This window comes from Pseudoalteromonas sp. J010, from assembly GCF_003934235.1.
GTDB lineage: Bacteria > Pseudomonadota > Gammaproteobacteria > Enterobacterales > Alteromonadaceae > Pseudoalteromonas > Pseudoalteromonas peptidolytica.
This window is the reverse complement of the sequence record NZ_RDBW01000001.1, coordinates 198,697-216,141: the sequence shown is the minus strand read 5'-3', so window position 1 is coordinate 216,141 and position 17,445 is coordinate 198,697. Positions and strand designations below refer to the sequence as shown.

Sequence of the window (17,445 nt, the reverse complement as noted above, 5' to 3'; positions counted from 1 at the left end):
CATGACTACTATCAAAAAATTATCAACCAATATGGCATTTACTCAAACTGCAACCGCGCCCGACTCAACCTCTGTGCGCGACGGTCGTCACCACGGTATCCCTGTCATGCTACAAAGAGCAATAGCTGGACTCGGTATGCTATTTATCTCACCATTACTTTTACTCGTGATGTTGCTGATTAAACTAGAAAGCCAAGGGCCATGTGTGTACAAGCAGGTGAGAGTGGGCAAACTCGGTCGTCGCTTCACTATGTATAAGTTCCGTTCTATGTATATGGCAGATGACCCAAAATTCAAAGCGCCAGATCCAAGCCAAAGTAACCGTGATGGCGTATGTGCAAAATTTCATAATGATCCTAGGATCACGCGAGTAGGGCGTTTTATTCGTAAGTACTCGATTGATGAATTACCACAGTTATTCAATGTTGTATGTGGGGACATGCTGCTAATAGGTCCACGACCGGCGCTAGAAAAAGAAGTGAGTGCTTATCAAGTGAGAGAGCTTACGCGTTTAAACTGTGAACAAGGGCTTACAGGTCTCTGGCAGGTAACTGGGCGCGCTGACACTACTTTCGAGCAGCAAGTTATGTTGGATAAGCAGTATATAGATAACCAGAGTATGGTTCAGGATATTAAAATTATATGCAAAACAGTTCCATGTGTATTAGGAGCTCGCGGTGCATACTAGTGCGTAACTGAGACTATTGACACTGGTAGTCTGTGTATCACAGCAGCAGTATTCGAGCCGACAGTAAAGCGTTTCATCTGCCTCAGCTTAGACTACATACTGCTCGTCAAATAAAACATCACCTAAACAGGGCGACCGGTTATCTCGGTGGCCCTGTTTTCATTTTAATAATATGCAATGCAATCTGCGAATAACGCCAAGTGAAATGCAATATAAATCTTTAAAATCAACACCTTAAATTTTGGCATGCTAACTGCAGTATCAAGTTATCTTCTTGAATCGGTGGAATTAGCATGATGAAAAATTTGGACGCGTATCTAGTCGGGTACTACGGCATGAGAAACAGCGGTGACGATGCCCTCATGCAAGCAACAATGCTAGGTGCTAAGACATTTCTTGGCAGCGCTTCGATTGCGGTGAATGCCCCAATCAATAATCCCATAGTACGAGAGTCAGGATGTATAGGCCAAACTGACGTAGTATTTCGTGGTCATCAACGGCTTAAACATTATCACAGATCGCTACACTCAAAAGCGGTGATATTTGGTGGCGGGTCGGTGCTACACAGCTGTCGCGATATCGCGCAGAAGCGTCATATGATAGCACTTGCCGGCGCTAAAAATTCAATGGCGTTAGGTGTAGGGATTGAAGGTTTTAGTGATATCAATGCTGAGAGACAGTGTAAGAAGTTTTTGAATGAGTGTGGACTTGTCACTGTCAGAGACAAGCAAAGCTATGAGATTGCGACTTTACTAGCGCCACATGCCAATATTAGGCATACATTTGACCTAGCTCCGTCTTTACTACATTACTTCGCTGATAGGCTAAACCCGGTTGAGCGCCAAGGCATCGCTTTTAATTTTTGTCCAAAAGTGATCACACCATTTGGTGATGTTAATGAGCAAGCAGAAGCCAACCGTATCAACAAAGCTGCCAAGCTGATCACGGCAACTTGGGAAGCCACACGAGAGAAAATCTATTTGATTGAGCTGAATGACCAGCCGCTGATAAGCGATAGGTTAGTTCACGACAAAATTATAGCTGCGCTGCCCAGTTGGGTGGAAGTCCAGCGCATAAGTTATGTTGCCAACCCATTAGCGACACTTAAATGTATCTCTATGTTCAAAGCCCTGATAGGGATGCGCTTACATGCGCTGGTTTATGCTTACATGATGCAAACACCTTATCTTAGCCTTGAATATCACAATAAATGTGCACAGTGGTGTATGCAAACAGCAACGAGTACTGACAATCGTTTTGATGCCAATGAGTTTAGTGTTGCTGAAATACACAATCGAATTACCCACGGGTTGAGATATGGCTTCATACAACCGAAGTTTCCTCTACACCAAGCAATTTCTTTATCAATTTCTAATTGGAGCGAGAGCCATGAGCAAAATACAATTCTCCGTCATTATTCCCCTATACAATAAAAGCGGCTGTATTGAGCGTGCGTTAACAAGTGTTATGGCGCAAAAGCATCCCGCAGCTGAAATTATCGTAGTCGATGATGGCTCAACAGATGATAGTGTAGACAAAGTGCGAGCACTGAACTTGGATAACCTAAAGCTGATCCAGCAACCAAACCAAGGCGTTTCAAGTGCGAGAAACAACGGGGTAAGACAGGCATCAAGTCGTTATATTGCATTTTTGGACGCAGATGATACCTGGTCCCCCTTCTTTCTTGCGAAAATAGCTCAGCTTATCCAGCGCTTTCCTAACGCAGGGCTTTATGCTAGCCGCTACCAAAAAGTGAGAGGAGAGTGTGACTATCTTGATGCAAAAATTGCGTTAACGCACTGGAACCCTGATGGCTATCAAATGGATAATTACTTTGAAATTGCTGCCAATGGTGATTTACCATTTACCGCTTCAAGCATTGTGCTAGATAAACAGACTTTTCTGCAAGTCGGTGGTTTTCCTGAAGGGGAGTGGATGGGAGAAGATCAAAGTTTGTATGTGCAAGTTGCTTTGAATTCAACCATCGCTTACACACCTGCAATTGAGAGCTTTTATTATATAGGTATTGCCGACAGTGCCTGTGATAAAGCTCCCCCAAGCACCATTTGCCCCTTTGCTGAGCGTTTGATGACAGAGATTTCACTAGGAAAAGTAGCAGATCGCACCGCCAGCATGGCGAAAAAGTATATAGGCGCACATTTGTGTGATCTGGCCAAGCGTAATATTAAGCATCGCAGTTACCGAGCTGCACTTGGGCTGTTAGCTCACCCTGCAGCAAAGAGCAGGGCATTACATTGGGGACTTTATAGTTTGATAGCAAAACCTATGTCATTACTTAGCCGATAATAAAGAATAGTTTTACTGCGCCAAAACAGAGTCATTGATTTGTCCCTTTTTGGCGTAAAACTCGCGATTTTCTTATCTTTGCCTATGCTTCAATAAAGCCAGTTGTTGCGATACTAAGTTTTAGTTTACAGTGATTTAAGCACATACTTTTGGTAATAATATCTCAGTATACTCGGTCATATTAGTAAATTGCAGTTCAAAATGTGTCTGGCGTGATTGCAAGTGGCATCAAAAAATACGCTTTTTACATAGCCATGATCTCGCATATGCGGTGGATGTGTAGCATGTTAAGTGAAGAGCATAGGACAACAGTTTAGTTTTGAACTGGCGACATTAACCTCATTAAGCGGTCATGAGTAAAGTACGGTGATAAGAATAACGATAGAAAAACCAACCATAGCGCTATTACTTTTATTTAGCTCGGTATTTTGGGGGCTTACATTTTATGCCGCAAAGCATATCGCCCACTCGATTGTCGTGCAGGAGATAAGCGAGAGAAAAGAAGTTGTGCGCTCAAATATTGCCCTAGTTCGAGCCAAAATAGAAAATGCAATCTTTATGGATACATACTTGGCTGAGAGTTTGGCCACATTTGTGACGATTGATTCGGACTTTGCTATTGAACATTGGTCTCTTGTAGCTGCAAAAGTGGTAGATGAATCGAGGTTAATTCGTCATGTCGGTCTAGCGCCAAATAACGTTATCAGTCATGTGTATCCTGCTGAGGGAAATCGCGCTGCAATTGGATTTGATTTTCGAACTCGCCCCGAGCAGTTTCGTACCGTTGAGTTAGCTCGAACTTCAAAGCGCGTATTTATTGCCGGTCCCTTGCAGTTGGTTCAAGGGGGAGAGGCGCTTATCGCTCGGTTTCCGGTCTTTTCTGATTACCCGGTAAACACAGAGTATTGGGGAGCGATTAGCGTTGTACTAGACTATCAGAAGTTACTTGATTCTAGTGGGATATTGGCACTTGACGATGCGAAAGTGGCTTTGCGTGGGCGGGATGGCCAGGGGCAAAACGGAGCTGTTTTTTTTGGAGATAGTGCGCTGTTTGGCGCACCAGACGTTACGATTCCGATCAGTTTGCCATCAGGTCAGTGGCAACTTGTTGCTGATTACCAAATTGACCCGAGCACCTATTCAAAATCTGAAAATCAAGTACGACTTTTTGTTCATGTGATAGCACTCGTACTTTTTTTATCTTTACTGATCCTTTACCGCGCTTACTATCTTGCACGTACAGCTTCGTTGCAAGACGAGCTCACAAAATTACCTAATCGCCGTCATGCTATCCGTCAACTGAGCTCATTACTTGGAAGAACTGAGCCACCATCATTTGCACTACTCAATTTGGATTTAAATGATTTTAAGCTAGTAAATGATAAATTCGGTCATGAGGTTGGTGATAAATTGTTGCTGCATGTGTCGTCGATATTGAGGAACTCAGTAAGGGTGTATGACTTTATTGCTCGGTTTGGAGGAGATGAGTTTATCATTATTGTTCATCGTGTCTCAGAAGAAGAGCAAGTCAATTCTATAGTTCAACATATAAAGCAGCAAATCCAGCAGCATCCTTTTCAAGTCGATAGGCACTTGATAGCAATTTCAGTGAGCATCGGACATGCTTTCCCTCAAGCTGGTAATACGAGTGTTTCAGAGTTAATGGCGCGAGCCGACCATAATATGTATTACGATAAAAGTGTGTTTCGACAACAAAATCACAATGCTTTAGAAATTGATTAGCGTAGCTATTTAGACCGAATTGGTATTACTACCCATTTTTTCAACTCGGCCAATATTAATCCCTATTTGTACAAAAGTGCGATAGTGGTCATTAAAGCACGTTTGAACTGTACTAAGCTTATAGAAAACGCGGATAGGAGTAGTGTTGTGCAGCTAAAACAGTCTGTATTATTTTTTAAAGTCGCAGCGTTGGCGTCGGCTCTTGTGATTATTTGCACGAGTTGGTTTTTGTATTACGAAGTGCATCTCAGTGCGCGGCTAACCACAGAGCTTGGTGATGTGCAAAAGGCGTTACAACGGGCAATGGATAATGAGGAGTTACTACATCAGCGTGGAAAGAAAGAACCAGCCTCGGCGCTACCCCAACTTAAATACAGCTACCAAGATAGTTTTAGCAACCTGCTTAATTCACTGTCACACGAGCAGCAGTTATTGCCGTTACTATTACAGCTAGATACTGTCTCTAAGTCATATTTTACCAAAAAAGAAGAATTGACCCAGCTCTACGAGCAACTTGGCTATGATGAGAACTCTGGCATTTATGGTGAGTTTAGGCGCAGTGCCCACGCATTGCAGGCTAGAGTGTCTGGGCAAACGACAGCAAAATTAGAAATTGCCGTACTAGAGTTGCGGCGTCGCGAAAAAGACTTTTTGTTAAGAGCGGATCTGAGCTACTTACAAATGCACGAGCAGTTGGTTCAAGAAACTCAGCATTTACTTGAGCAAAATCAATCAGATGTTGAAGTTAAAAACTTGCTACAACGCTATGTTACGGGGTTTAACCACTACGTTTCTGTATTACAGAAATTAGGACTTCACAGCGCACAAGGGGTGAGAGCTGAATTACTAACTGAAAAACAAAAGCTAAGAAGTCAGTTTGAACTGGTTGCAGTAAGAACACAAACGCTGGCACAGGAGCGAAAAGAGAATATTATCGTGTATGGTCTCACGCTCATTATATTAATGAATCTTGCGGTGCTGATTCTACTCAATTACCAAAACAGTAAGGTGACGCGCCATATTTTGGCTATTAATAAAGTGCTCGTAAAAGTAGCCAAACTTGAAGATTTTAGTCTTCGGGTTGGAATAGAGGGAAACGATGAGATTGCGCAAATCGCACATCACCTAGACGATTTATTGTCGTTTATAGAAACCTTATTAGCACGCCTCAGCGCTGCGCAGCAGCGACTTATAGAAGAAGCGAAAATGGCGAGTTTAGGTAATATGGTCAGTGGTTTTGCCCATGAATTAAATACGCCGCTGGGCGTGGCTATAACCAGTCAATCACATTTAAAAGAACAAGTTGCGACACTTAAGTCACAGCTTGAGCTTGGYAAACTGCAACGTCAGACACTGACAACCCTAATTACTGAAGCTGAAGCTGCTCTGTATCTTTTAGAAAATAACTTGCATCGTACCGCTTCGCTTGTGGATGACTTTAAGTTAGTGGCTGTGAACCGTGAATATGAAGAGCAAAGTCGCTTCAACCTGAATCACTTAGTACAAAGCGTATTTGACTGTTATCAGTCAGAGATGGATCGAGATGATTACTCTGTCGAAATAGAAATTCCGGAAAGTTTAGTCTTGAATAGCTACCCCTCTGTATTCAGTCAAGTTGTTGGATATTGCATCAATAATTGTATTAAGCATGCCAAGGTAGCCGGTCAAAAACTCAATATTGTGGTGTCAACCGTGGTGATAAACGATTATCTTCATTTTTATTTTAAAGATGATGGAGCGGGGATAGATAAAGCGCTTTTACCAGTAATTTTTGAGCCGTTTGTAACTTCTAAGCGCTTTTGTGGTGGCACGGGACTGGGCCTAAGCATTGTGTATAATTTAGTAACTCAAAAGCTCAAAGGGGAGATCAAAATGCAGAGCCCCGCACATGGTGGCGCATGCTTACACATTATTCTAACTGGAACCGAATTTTTCTTGAATGATACCAATTAGCTTAACTCAGCTTTCTATTGTGAGGTGAAATCAACCTAGCTAATGCTGAAACTGGTTGGAAAAAGGCGTTAATCATTAATTGGTTTAGATTGTTTTTTGTTCTAAATAAGAAACTTTTAATGCAGCTAGTATCAGATTTACTCCTTCAAATTGAGCAAGTATAAAGGCTAATTGGTATATGTATTGATTGGCATGAAAAACAAGCGTAACCAAAAAGGCCAGCTTTATATTGCTGGCCTTATGTTGAAGGTGGTTTGCGAGTGTTAGTCTTGTTTGCTCGCTACCCAGCCATCAACAAATGATTCAAGTACGTTAAGTGGCACTGGGCCATTTTTAAGTACAACATCGTGGAATTCTCGAATATCAAACTTGTCACCTAGTTCTTTTCTCGCCGCTTCACGAAGTTCCAAAATCTTCAACATACCAACTTTGTATGCGGTCGCTTGTGATGGCATGACAATATGACGCTCAACCATCTTCACAGCATCTGATTTCGCATTTGGTGTGTTGTTTACATAGTAATCGATGCCTTCTTGACGTGTCCATTTCATAGCATGAATACCGGTATCTACTACTAAGCGACAAGCACGCCATAACTCCATCGCTAAACGACCAAAATCAGAATATGGGTCTTCATATAACCCCATTTCTTTAGGTACAAGTTCAGAGTATAGACCCCAGCCTTCAATATACGCAGTATAGCCACCAAACTTACGGAACTTAGGCATATCTTCCAGCTCTTGCGCGATAGCTATCTGCATATGGTGACCAGGAATACCTTCGTGGTAAGCGAGGGCTTCCATTTGGTAGGTTGGCATGGCTTCCATATCGTATAAGTTAGCGTAGTAAATACCTGGGCGAGAGCCGTCAGGTGCTGGTTGCTGATAGAACGCTTTACCCGCTGACTTTTCGCGGAATGCTTCTACACGCTTCACTATCATGTCAGCTTTTGGTTTCACGATAAACAGCTCATCTAAGCGTGATTTCATATTATCGATCATCGCTTTTGCTTCTGCTAAATATTGCGCTTTGCCAGCTTCTGTATTTGGAAGATAAAATTGCTTGTCGGTTTTCATGAACTCCATAAAGGCTTGTAAATCACCTTTAAAACCAACTTTATCTTTAATAGCGCGCATTTCGTCATGAATTCGAGCCACTTCCGCTAAACCGATATTATGAATTTCTTCTGCACTTAATGCTGTTGTTGTGGTTCGCGCCAGAGCATTATTATAAAACTTTTCACCGTCAGGGAACTTCCATGCACCATCGCGATTATCTGCTTTTTTCTCCAGTTTATGTAGATAACCGATTAGCTTGTTATAGGCAGGTTTTACTGAGCTAGTTAACGCTGCGGTGGCTTCGCTAATTAATGCTGACTTTTCTGTTTCCGTAATTTCAAGCTTAGCAATTTTACGCTTAAAATCTGCCAATAAGGTTGAATCATCACCTGAGCCAAATGGTGCGCCCTTGATGATGTTTTCACTTGATTCAATAACGTGAGGAAATACAAACTTTGGTGCAATAATACCTTTGTCTGCGCGCGCTTTTAAATCAACAATTAGCTGATCAAACACGGCTGGCACGCCATTCAAACGTGAGATGTACGCTTTTGCATCTTTAACATCAGCGATTTGGTGCTGGTTGATCAAAAACGCTGGCACCATAGAATGTGTGCCAAACATTTGATTTACTGGGTAAGAGTGATGACGCCATTTGAAGTCTGCAATGGTATTTTCTAGGCTTTGCTTGAATAAGTCATAGCTAACTTGCGTATTTGCGTCTAACTTGCTGCGATCAATGGCTTTCAGAGCGGCTAGGTCCTGCTTTGTTAATTCGAGGTTTTCAAGCTGGCGAGCTTCACTGCTGTCATCCCACTTGTCATAGTCCTGTTTGATACCCATATAAGTTTGGTAAATTGGACTGCGCATAACGCCACGCATAAAAGATGCTTCAAAAAGCGCATTGGCTTTTTCAACTTCACTTTGCACGATTTGTTGCTCAGCGTGTTGCGCTGGCGCTTGAGAGTGTGTGGTTTGTTGACAGCCAGCAAGAAGCGCGACGCTTACCGCTGCTGCTAAAATGGTTAGTTTACGCATTTTATACCCTTTTATTATATGTTGCCTAAAGGCGGTTTTCATACAGGAGTCAAGAATACTCCTGCATAATTTTGAGTTCTGATTAAACAAATAACTCTAGCAGATCGTTAAGATAGCGGTGGCCTTTATTTGTAACTAGCCATGAATCCGCTGTTTCTTCAAGAAGCCCTTTATTTACAGCAGTATTAATTTGCTGGGAAATTGCACTGAGTTGAAGACCCGTGTACTCGACAAACTGCTGCTTCGATGCTGGTGCTTTCAAGCGAAATACGTTCATAAAAAACTCAAATGGTTTGTCATCGTTTGCAACATGCCACTGCTCGTATAAATAAGGCTTGCTCAGATCCATATAGCCACGAGGGTGCTTTACTTTTACTGTTCTGAGAATTTGCTGTTGCTCTGGTAATGTAATTTTGCCATGCGCACCACAACCGATCCCAAGATAATCGCCAAACTGCCAATAATTCAGGTTGTGTCGACATTGCATTTCAGTTTTGGCATACCCCGAAATTTCATATTGTTGATAACCGTGCTGTGCAAGCAAAGCCTGGCCGCGCTCTTGGATCTCCCACAGTGTTTCATCTTCAGGTAAGACAGGAGGTTTAGAAGCAAATTGCGTATTTGGTTCTATTGTTAATTGGTACCAAGAAAGATGTGGAGGAGACATTGCTATGGCTTTTTTCAAGTCCTCCATTGCATCATCAACCGATTGATTGGGAAGGCCGTGCATTAAATCAAGATTAAAGCTGTTTAGGCCCGCTTGATGGGCTTCTTGTGCTGCATTGAGCGCTTCTTGTTCGCCATGAATACGACCAAGTTGAGCTAATTTATCTTGCTGTAAGCTTTGTACACCAATGGAAATACGATTAATGCCAGCAGCAACATAGTGTTTAAACTTGTCAGTTTCGACTGTACCTGGGTTGGCTTCTAGTGTTACTTCAATATCGTCTTCAAACCCAATTAGGGTTTTTATTTCACTCAGTAAATAGCGATAAGCCTCACCAGAGAGCAGGCTTGGCGTACCACCGCCAATAAAAATACTACTGAGCTTTCGACCCTGCACATAATGTAGGTCTGCTTTAATATCATGAAGTAAGTGTTGAATATATTCCGCTTCTGGAATATCTCCTTTTTTTCCATGACTGTTGAAATCACAGTATGGACATTTTTGCACGCACCAAGGTACGTGCACATAAAGACTTAATGGAGGTAGTTTCACGCGAGGCCTTGAAAGTGACTGACGAGTTGTTTAAGTGCCTGTCCTCTATGGCTAATTGCGTTTTTCTCTTCCTTAGTTAATTCAGCAGATGTGCAGTCTAAACCACCTACTTTAAAGATAGGGTCGTAACCAAACCCTTCTCTGCCTTGTTGGGTTTGAGTGATTTCACCTTCCCAGCTCGCTTGGCAGATAATAGGTGTTGGATCATCAGCATGTCGCATGTAGACCAGCACACACCAAAAGCGCGCACTGCGCTGCGTTTGCTCACCAAGCTCGGCCAGTAAATGGTCGATATTATGTTGATCACTGGCATCAATGCCTGCGAAACGCGCCGAGTAAACACCAGGAGCACCGTTGAGGGCATCTACTTCAAGTCCTGAGTCATCCGCAATTGCTGGTAAACCTGAAATTTTAGCTGCGTGACGCGCTTTGATGATGGCATTTTCTACAAAGGTAGTGCCAGTTTCTGCTACTTCAGGGACGTCAAAGTTACTTTGAGGTAACACTTCAATATTGTATTGGCTTAGCATCGCGCTAAGCTCATTGACTTTACCTTGGTTACCTGTGGCAAGAACCACTTTATTTGCCATATTTTCTACTCTTCATAAAACTTTTGTGAGAACGTAAGCTTGCGTGTTTGCTTATCTTGGGTTATTTCGACATTAAAACGAAAAATATCTTCATCGTCATAGTCTAATTGAGCAAGATAATAGACCGCTTCACCTTCAACGACCTCTTTAAAATTTAACGGAACAACTTTGCCCAGTAAGTTTTTAGCACTACCCGTAACCTTTGCTTTAATTGCAGGCTTACCGGGTTTATCTGCCAAAACAGAAATATTTACAATCGCTTTGTTGCCACTTCGAGTTAAATTATATGCTTTAGCAATGTTGGGCTGCACAAATGTGGATGGAAAAGCGATGTAGTGTACTTCCCAAGGTCCTAAGTCTTTAAATTGGCCACCTTGCTGTTCACTGGCATAAACAAAAGGGGAAAGTAGTATAATAAAAGCAGCAATCAGTTTTCTCATTTCTCGCTCCTACCTTAACAAGTCCATCATTAGAATTTGTAAAAACTGCATCCCAATGATAAGCACCAAAATAGATAAGTCTAACCCACCTAAAGGTGGAATAACTTTACGGATAGGTCTTAGCATTGGCTCTGTTAATTGTTCAAATACTGCAGCGACCGGGTTGTACCCTTGCGCTACCCAGCTTAAGATTGCGCGAATTATTAGAATCCAAAAAACTAGGCTAAACGCTTCTTTTAAGACGGTAATGGCACCCCCAACCAATGCACCGAGCGCATCGAAGTAACCACCAAACAATGTCATCAGAGCCGCCATTTTGGCAAAGCCAACAATGAATGCCAGTACTAAGGAAGCGAGATCTAATCCACCAACGCCGGGGATAATTTTACGCAGTGGGTTGACTGCAAAAGAGGTTGCCTTAACCACGGCTTGGCTAAGCGGGTTATAAAAATCCGCTCTTACAAGTTGCAGCCAAAATCGTAGTAATACGACCATTAAAAACAGATCAAATACGATCCCAACTAAAAATTGCATGGCATTCATTGGTCACCTTTTAAATTTCTTGTTCCATTGCTTCAGCGCGCGCGATACAAGCATCCATCGCGTCTGCTACGGTTTTTGGTAATTGTTGCGCTTTTAAATGCTCAACAGCCGCATGTGTTGTACCACCTTTTGAAGTGACGTTAGCACGTAATTGGGCAATACTAATATCAGGCTGAGAAAGTGCCATTTCAGCAGCGCCAAGCGCGGTTTGTTGAACTAATTTTCTCGCTTCTTCACGACTAAAGCCAAGTGCAATTGCTTTTTCTTCTATGGCTTCCATAAATAAGAAAAAGTAAGCTGGCGACGATCCAGTTACGGCAATCACATCATTGATCTTTGACTCTTCATCAAGCCAAAGCGCAATGCCTGTAGATGAAAATACTTGCTCGACATAACTTTTCTCTTCATCGCTGATGTCAACGCCATACAAGCCAGATACACCTCTACCTAACAATGAAGGAGTATTTGGCATACAACGTACCATTTTTACTGGCTGTCCTAGCATCTCTCTTAGGCGCGCAACTGTGATACCTGCGGCTACAGAAATAAATAGCTTACTACTAATATCAATATCTGCATCTTGAAAGGTCTGGCATAGGTCGGCCATCATTTGTGGCTTGACGGACAACACTATGACGTCAGCAGCAGCGACAGCCTCTAAGTTGTTCTGCGTTGTTCTTACCGATAATTGTGCTGCGACGTTGGCAAGTTTCTCTGCATTACGGTTGGTGGCGATAATTGACTGGGCGTCAAAGCCACTTTTGATCATGCCACCGATAATGGCATAGCTCATGTTGCCTGTTCCTATAAATGCAATTGTCTTGTTTGACATTATATTATTCACCTCACTGTCGTTTGCCAAAAATATCAGTACCAATGCGAACCATAGTGGAACCAGCTGTAATGGCAGTTTCTAAATCACCACTCATTCCCATCGATAAGGTATCTAGCTGTGGATATTGGTGCTTTAGTCTATCAAAGCAAGCGCGCATTTGCTGGAAATATTGCAATTGCTTTTGTTTATCATTGGTTTGTTCGGTAATTGTCATTAAGCCGCGCAGGTCTAATTGACGACATTGATGAATAAAAAGGGCGAGTGATTCAACGTCGTCCGGATGGCAGCCTGACTTTTTATCATCACCGCTGATGTTTACTTGCAGCAGTACGTTAAGCGGCTTGAGGTTATTTGGTCTTTGTTCATTTAAACGCCGTGCAATTTTTTCTCTATCCACACTTTGCACCCAGTGGAAATTCTCAGCAATCAATCTCGACTTGTTTGACTGAATAGGGCCAATAAAGTGCCACTCAAGCGCTTTGTTGTCTTTAAAGTGTACGACTTTGTCAACGGCTTCTTGTACATAAGACTCTCCGAACTGAGTCTGGCCTGCGGCAATAGCCGCTTCGATGTCAGCAATTGGTTTAGTTTTAGATACTGCGAGTAACTGTACTGTTTCACTGAATTGACAGTTTTGCTTGGCTTTTTCAATCCTGCCATAGGCGTTATCTAAGCGTTCTGCTATTGTAACCATATAGTACTTGTGCTCATTTTGGAGTTATAAATGGATATTACAGAATTATTGGCTTTTAGTGTGCAACACAAAGCATCTGACTTACACCTTTCGTCTAGTGTCTCCCCTATGATCCGTGTTGATGGGGACGTGCGCCGGGTTAATATTCCACCGCTTGAAGCAAAAGACGTTAGTAGCCTCATCTACGATATTATGAATGATAATCAACGTCGTGACTATGAGCAAAACCTCGAAGTTGACTTCTCATTTGAAGTGCCGAATTTAGCACGTTTTCGTGTTAACGCCTTTAATTCAAATCGTGGTCCTGCTGCGGTATTTCGTACCATTCCAAATCAGGTCTTAAGTTTAGATGAGCTGGGTGCACCAGATATTTTCACCAAAATATCGGATACACCGCGTGGGCTAGTACTGGTGACAGGCCCTACAGGCTCGGGTAAATCAACCACCTTAGCTGCAATGGTGGATTATATTAATAACAACAAACATCATCACATTCTTACTATTGAAGATCCGATAGAGTTTGTTCATCACAATAAACAAAGCTTAATTAATCAGCGTGAAGTGCACCGTGACACACATAGCTTTAATGCGGCGCTGAGAAGTGCACTGCGTGAAGACCCAGATGTTATTTTAGTTGGTGAATTACGTGATTTAGAAACTATCCGTCTAGCTTTAACCGCTGCAGAAACTGGCCATTTAGTGTTTGGTACTTTGCACACAACTTCAGCCCCCAAAACGATTGACCGTATTGTTGACGTTTTTCCTGGAGAGGAAAAAGACATGGTGCGCTCTATGCTTTCAGAGTCGCTGCAAGCGGTTATTTCACAAACACTAGTGAAAAAAGTAGGAGGAGGGCGAATAGCTGCGCATGAAATTATGCTCGGGATCCCCGCTATTCGTAACCTTATCCGAGAAGATAAAATTGCGCAAATGTACTCGGCAATTCAAACAGGGGCAATGCACGGCATGCAAACCATGGATCAATGTTTAACGAATTTGTTAAACAGAGGCTTGATCACTCAGCAAGATGCTCGTGCTAAGGCTCATGATAAAAACCAGTTTAGCGGCGGCTATTAAACAGTGGTGCGGTAATGAATATAGAACCATTTTTACAAACTATGGCAGATCAGCAAGCGTCTGATCTCTTTGTCTCAGCAGGCCTTGCTGTGAGTGCTAAGATTGATGGCGAGCTGAGGGCGCTAAGTGAAGAAAAGCTCGATGCTGAGCAATCACTAAACCTTGTTACCTCGATAATGAGCGAGAAACAAAAGCAAGAGTTTTTCAACGCCAAAGAATGTAACTTCGCAATCGCTAATGAGATTGGTCGCTTTCGTGTTTCTGCATTTTGGCAACGAGATTGTGCGGGAATGGTGTTGAGGCGCATTGTTACTGCTATCCCTGATGTCAATGAGCTGGGCTTACCTTCGGTGTTAACTGATGTCATTATGTCAAAGCGTGGCTTGGTGCTATTTGTCGGAGGCACTGGAACTGGTAAATCTACCTCGCTGGCAGCATTGTTGGGCTATCGCAATCGTAACCAACGAGGGCATATCTTAACGATTGAAGATCCCATAGAGTTTGTGCATCAACACCAAAAAAGTATTATCACTCAGCGAGAGGTCGGAATTGACACGGATAGCTTTGAATCAGCACTAAAAAGTTCACTGCGCCAAGCTCCTGATGTCATTTTAATTGGTGAAATCCGTTCACAAGAAACCATGGAATATGCGCTTAGCTTTGCGGAAACTGGTCATCTGTGCGTAGCGACGCTACATGCTAACAATGCTAACCAAGCGATTGATCGCATAATGCACCTAGTGCCTAAGGAAAAGCACGACAAGCTCAAATATGACTTGGCACTCAACTTGCGCGCTATTGTAGCGCAGCAGCTAGTCCCCTCGTCAAAAGGGGAAGGAAGAGAAGCTGCAATTGAGGTGTTGCTGAACTCTCCCCTTGTTTCTGAGCTAATTAAAAAGGGCGATATTGGTTCTATTAAAGAAGCCATGGCAAAGTCAAAAGAAATGGGAATGCAAACCTTCGACCAAGCGCTGTTTGAACTGTACAAGCAACAGCGTATCAACTATGCAGACGCGCTGCACCATGCTGACTCACCAAATGATTTGCGTTTGATGATTAAGCTTCAAAACAACGATCAAAAAGGTGCAGGCTTCTTACAGGGAGTGACGGTTGATGGCTTGGATCCTAAAAGCTAAATACCGTAGCGCTATTTTTAGTAGCTTAATGTGCTTCACCAGCACGTTATATGCCGGTGAAGCGATTAACGTATTCATTCGTGATGATGTACTCACAGCCTACGAAGACTTTGTTGGCGATCGCGACGTTACGACAATCACTGATTTCAATGAAGGGTATTTACGCCGTGATGTGATAGATATGGTTATCGCACTTCAGGCATTAAAGATAGGTGGGTTCAATCTCCAGTTGCAATTTACTCCAGGTTTTGTGAGCTTTAGAGAATCAAACCTACTTGAGAAAGGAGAGCAGCTCCTTCATTTTGATAGTTATTGGCAAGCAGATTTAACTGCCAAAGCGCACCTGCTCTTTATCAGTGCGCCAGTTATCAAAAAAGGACAATATTATGCAGGGATCTTCCATGCGCCAAGTAACCGCGCTGTAGAGCAACTTAAAGATGCAGCGGGATTGAGTAAGTTAACTGCAGTTTCCAGTCCAAAGTGGCACACTGATTGGCAAACCTTACGTTCACTTTCACTAAAACAGATATTTGCTGAATCTGAATGGATTTCTCAAGCGCGTATGGTGAGCAAGGGCTGGGTTGATTTCATGTTAATGCCACTGCTGCCAAATCTGGATAATCGCTTTACGTTATCAGAGGTGGAATTAGTGGCAAACAAACACTTGATTGTATTACTAAATGATAGCCGACATTATGCGGTGTCTAGGCTTCACCCTGAAGGCGAGCGAGCATTTGCAGCGTTACAAAAAGGCCTAACTATGTTACGCCAACAAGGCCGAATTACAAAGGCATACAAGCAGGCAGGCTTTATTCCCAACCTAGATGACTACCAAGTTGTTAATCCACAATAGCGGGTATGTTTAGCATGTTATTTATTGTGCGTCACCTGGATGTTGTCTTGTTAGCCCGTTCACTATCGTCTCAATGGCACCTGGAGCAAAATGTTGCTTTTCAATTGAAAATAACGCATCAAACGGAAGCTCTGGCTTGAGTAAACTGTGACTTGCATTAGGAATAATAACTTGTACTAATCTTGCTTTGGATGATATAGAACTTGCATAGGCAGTGGCGAATGCTAATTGACTGTGTTCAATATCGACATGGGTATCGCTATCGCCGAAAATAGCAAGCATAGGCACTGTGAGCTGGCTAAAGCCCTCATGCACATCGGCATCAATATTATTACGAATAAAGTTAAATCGTGCTTCATCGGCGATGGGATCAGACATAAAAGGGTGTTGGTGTAATGGCGATGAAAGGTAGTGGTCGTAGCCTGTTTTGATAAGGTGATACTCTTGTTGGCTCAATTCTTTGATCTTAGCGATGGCTTGCATATCATTAGCATCGATCTTTTCCTCTTCAAGTAAGCGTATCCACATGCTGTACTGGCTTTGTGCTAACCAGTTTGCGGCACCGCCGACCAAGATCATGGAGTCAATATTTGGTTCGTCATGCAAGTGAGCAAAAACCCAACTGGCTTGACTAAAACCCAATAGATGGATCGGATTATGTTGATAACCATTACGCTTCAGGTAGCTAATTACGTCTTTTACTTCAGCTGCTCTTTGCATCATTGATTGTGTCAGCCAGTGCCCTTGAGACTGTCCTACGCCAGGTTTATCCCACGAAAAAGCTGCGATGTTTTCGCTGAGCAATGATTGAATTATAGGTAAATAAAATCCGTTTGCGGTGCTATCCATCGCACCGTCACCATGTACGAGAATAACGATTGGGTCAGAGTCTGTATGACCATCTGGTAGATAAAGTCGCCCTGTTAACTGATTGTCCTGGGAGTGAAAGACGTGTATTGAATATGGGTAAGCGCTTTTATTTGATTTGCCATTACATGCCGATAGCATGCAAAGCAGACAAAGTGTCACTAATATTTCACACCATTTAAACTTCACCATTGCTAGTTTTTCCTTAACGAACTGAGGGAGTTAAACTATACGGATATGAGTTGTGAAAAACTGTCATTTGTCGTCAAATTGTGATGCGTTTTGGTAGACAAGCCAATGGACGGGGGGTGAATGCTTTTTAACCGAACCTGAAAACACTATTATGTATTTATGAGCCTGTTGTTCTGTGTCACTACTGCATGAAATTCGTTTGCAACAGGCTA

16 protein-coding genes are annotated in these 17,445 nt (G+C 42.6%); 8 read left to right on the top strand and 8 right to left on the bottom strand.

The window, feature by feature from the left end; all coding sequences use genetic code 11:
- Position 1 precedes the first annotated feature (1 nt).
- The 5 genes from EAG18_RS00985 (at position 2) to EAG18_RS00965 (ending at position 6,691) form a co-directional block, all read left to right on the top strand.
- Positions 2–688 carry a sugar transferase gene (locus tag EAG18_RS00985; protein WP_125250555.1) on the top strand — a complete coding sequence of 229 codons (687 nt, stop codon included), beginning with the start codon at positions 2–4 and terminating at the stop codon, positions 686–688.
- A 293-nt stretch (positions 689–981) separates the two neighbouring features.
- On the top strand, positions 982–2,121 hold the full coding sequence (locus tag EAG18_RS00980) for a polysaccharide pyruvyl transferase family protein (RefSeq protein ID WP_125250554.1): 1,140 nt from the start codon (positions 982–984) through the stop codon (positions 2,119–2,121).
- On the top strand, positions 2,078–2,995 hold the full coding sequence (locus tag EAG18_RS00975) for a glycosyltransferase family 2 protein (protein ID WP_185745534.1): 918 nt from the start codon (positions 2,078–2,080) through the stop codon (positions 2,993–2,995). The genes EAG18_RS00980 and EAG18_RS00975 overlap by 44 nt, the downstream gene beginning before the upstream one ends.
- A gap of 366 nt (positions 2,996–3,361) precedes the next feature.
- The gene (locus EAG18_RS00970; RefSeq protein WP_275557202.1) at positions 3,362–4,738 is read left to right on the top strand and encodes a diguanylate cyclase; all 1,377 of its coding nucleotides are present in this window, start codon (positions 3,362–3,364) and stop codon (positions 4,736–4,738) included.
- A 147-nt stretch (positions 4,739–4,885) separates the two neighbouring features.
- Positions 4,886–6,691 carry a HAMP domain-containing sensor histidine kinase gene (locus EAG18_RS00965; RefSeq protein WP_125250552.1) on the top strand — a complete coding sequence of 602 codons (1,806 nt, stop codon included), beginning with the start codon at positions 4,886–4,888 and terminating at the stop codon, positions 6,689–6,691.
- 263 nt (positions 6,692–6,954) lie between these two features.
- Here EAG18_RS00965 and EAG18_RS00960 read toward each other — a convergent pair whose 3' ends face one another.
- The 7 genes from EAG18_RS00960 to EAG18_RS00930 form a co-directional block, all read right to left on the bottom strand.
- Positions 6,955–8,787: a DUF885 domain-containing protein gene (locus EAG18_RS00960; RefSeq protein WP_125250551.1), complete on the bottom strand. Its 1,833-nt coding sequence runs from the start codon at positions 8,785–8,787 to the stop codon at positions 6,955–6,957.
- An 82-nt stretch (positions 8,788–8,869) separates the two neighbouring features.
- A complete protein-coding gene (gene hemW / locus EAG18_RS00955; protein ID WP_125250550.1) occupies positions 8,870–10,006 on the bottom strand; it encodes a radical SAM family heme chaperone HemW in 1,137 nt (378 codons plus the stop codon).
- Positions 10,003–10,596 (bottom strand): XTP/dITP diphosphatase, encoded by a 594-nt coding sequence (locus tag EAG18_RS00950; protein ID WP_125250549.1) that lies wholly within the window; start codon positions 10,594–10,596, stop codon positions 10,003–10,005. The genes hemW and EAG18_RS00950 overlap by 4 nt, the downstream gene beginning before the upstream one ends.
- A gap of 5 nt (positions 10,597–10,601) precedes the next feature.
- Positions 10,602–11,036: a DUF4426 domain-containing protein gene (locus EAG18_RS00945; protein ID WP_125250548.1), complete on the bottom strand. Its 435-nt coding sequence runs from the start codon at positions 11,034–11,036 to the stop codon at positions 10,602–10,604.
- A gap of 9 nt (positions 11,037–11,045) precedes the next feature.
- The gene (locus EAG18_RS00940; RefSeq protein WP_125250547.1) at positions 11,046–11,579 is read right to left on the bottom strand and encodes a YggT family protein; all 534 of its coding nucleotides are present in this window, start codon (positions 11,577–11,579) and stop codon (positions 11,046–11,048) included.
- 10 nt (positions 11,580–11,589) lie between these two features.
- Positions 11,590–12,411, bottom strand: coding sequence for a pyrroline-5-carboxylate reductase (gene proC / locus EAG18_RS00935; RefSeq protein WP_125250546.1), 822 nt, complete (start codon positions 12,409–12,411; stop codon positions 11,590–11,592).
- Positions 12,412–12,424: 13 nt separating this feature from the next.
- A complete protein-coding gene (locus EAG18_RS00930; RefSeq protein WP_125250545.1) occupies positions 12,425–13,108 on the bottom strand; it encodes a YggS family pyridoxal phosphate-dependent enzyme in 684 nt (227 codons plus the stop codon).
- Between the two features lie 30 nt (positions 13,109–13,138).
- Here EAG18_RS00930 and EAG18_RS00925 point away from each other — a divergent pair, with 30 nt between their 5' ends.
- Genes EAG18_RS00925 through EAG18_RS00915 form a run of 3 tightly spaced genes read left to right on the top strand, consistent with a single transcriptional unit; the run spans position 13,139 to position 16,174 of the window.
- Complete coding sequence (locus EAG18_RS00925; protein WP_125250544.1) at positions 13,139–14,185, top strand: type IV pilus twitching motility protein PilT; 1,047 nt, start codon at positions 13,139–13,141, stop codon at positions 14,183–14,185.
- A gap of 14 nt (positions 14,186–14,199) precedes the next feature.
- Positions 14,200–15,321 (top strand): PilT/PilU family type 4a pilus ATPase, encoded by a 1,122-nt coding sequence (locus EAG18_RS00920; RefSeq protein ID WP_125250543.1) that lies wholly within the window; start codon positions 14,200–14,202, stop codon positions 15,319–15,321.
- On the top strand, positions 15,299–16,174 hold the full coding sequence (locus EAG18_RS00915) for a hypothetical protein (RefSeq protein ID WP_125250542.1): 876 nt from the start codon (positions 15,299–15,301) through the stop codon (positions 16,172–16,174). The genes EAG18_RS00920 and EAG18_RS00915 overlap by 23 nt, the downstream gene beginning before the upstream one ends.
- Before the next feature lie 21 nt (positions 16,175–16,195).
- On the opposite strand, the gene EAG18_RS00910 is transcribed toward EAG18_RS00915, so the two are convergent.
- Entirely contained in the window at positions 16,196–17,233 is a 1,038-nt protein-coding gene (locus tag EAG18_RS00910) for an alpha/beta hydrolase (protein ID WP_125250541.1), read from the bottom strand.
- Between the last annotated feature and the right edge of the window lie 212 nt (positions 17,234–17,445).

Bases quoted from the DNA above. Each gene is read 5' to 3' on its own strand.
- EAG18_RS00985 (WP_125250555.1), top strand. From the start codon at position 2: ATGACTACTATCAAAAAATTATCAACCAATATGGCATTTACTCAAACT.
- EAG18_RS00980 (WP_125250554.1), top strand. From the start codon at position 982: ATGATGAAAAATTTGGACGCGTATCTAGTCGGGTACTACGGCATGAGA.
- EAG18_RS00975 (WP_185745534.1), top strand. From the start codon at position 2,078: ATGAGCAAAATACAATTCTCCGTCATTATTCCCCTATACAATAAAAGC.
- EAG18_RS00960 (WP_125250551.1), bottom strand. From the start codon at position 8,787: ATGCGTAAACTAACCATTTTAGCAGCAGCGGTAAGCGTCGCGCTTCTT.
- EAG18_RS00950 (WP_125250549.1), bottom strand. From the start codon at position 10,596: ATGGCAAATAAAGTGGTTCTTGCCACAGGTAACCAAGGTAAAGTCAAT.
- EAG18_RS00945 (WP_125250548.1), bottom strand. From the start codon at position 11,036: ATGAGAAAACTGATTGCTGCTTTTATTATACTACTTTCCCCTTTTGTT.
- EAG18_RS00940 (WP_125250547.1), bottom strand. From the start codon at position 11,579: ATGAATGCCATGCAATTTTTAGTTGGGATCGTATTTGATCTGTTTTTA.
- proC (WP_125250546.1), bottom strand. From the start codon at position 12,411: ATGTCAAACAAGACAATTGCATTTATAGGAACAGGCAACATGAGCTAT.
- EAG18_RS00930 (WP_125250545.1), bottom strand. From the start codon at position 13,108: ATGGTTACAATAGCAGAACGCTTAGATAACGCCTATGGCAGGATTGAA.
- EAG18_RS00925 (WP_125250544.1), top strand. From the start codon at position 13,139: ATGGATATTACAGAATTATTGGCTTTTAGTGTGCAACACAAAGCATCT.
- EAG18_RS00920 (WP_125250543.1), top strand. From the start codon at position 14,200: ATGAATATAGAACCATTTTTACAAACTATGGCAGATCAGCAAGCGTCT.
- EAG18_RS00915 (WP_125250542.1), top strand. From the start codon at position 15,299: ATGGCTTGGATCCTAAAAGCTAAATACCGTAGCGCTATTTTTAGTAGC.
- EAG18_RS00910 (WP_125250541.1), bottom strand. From the start codon at position 17,233: ATGGTGAAGTTTAAATGGTGTGAAATATTAGTGACACTTTGTCTGCTT.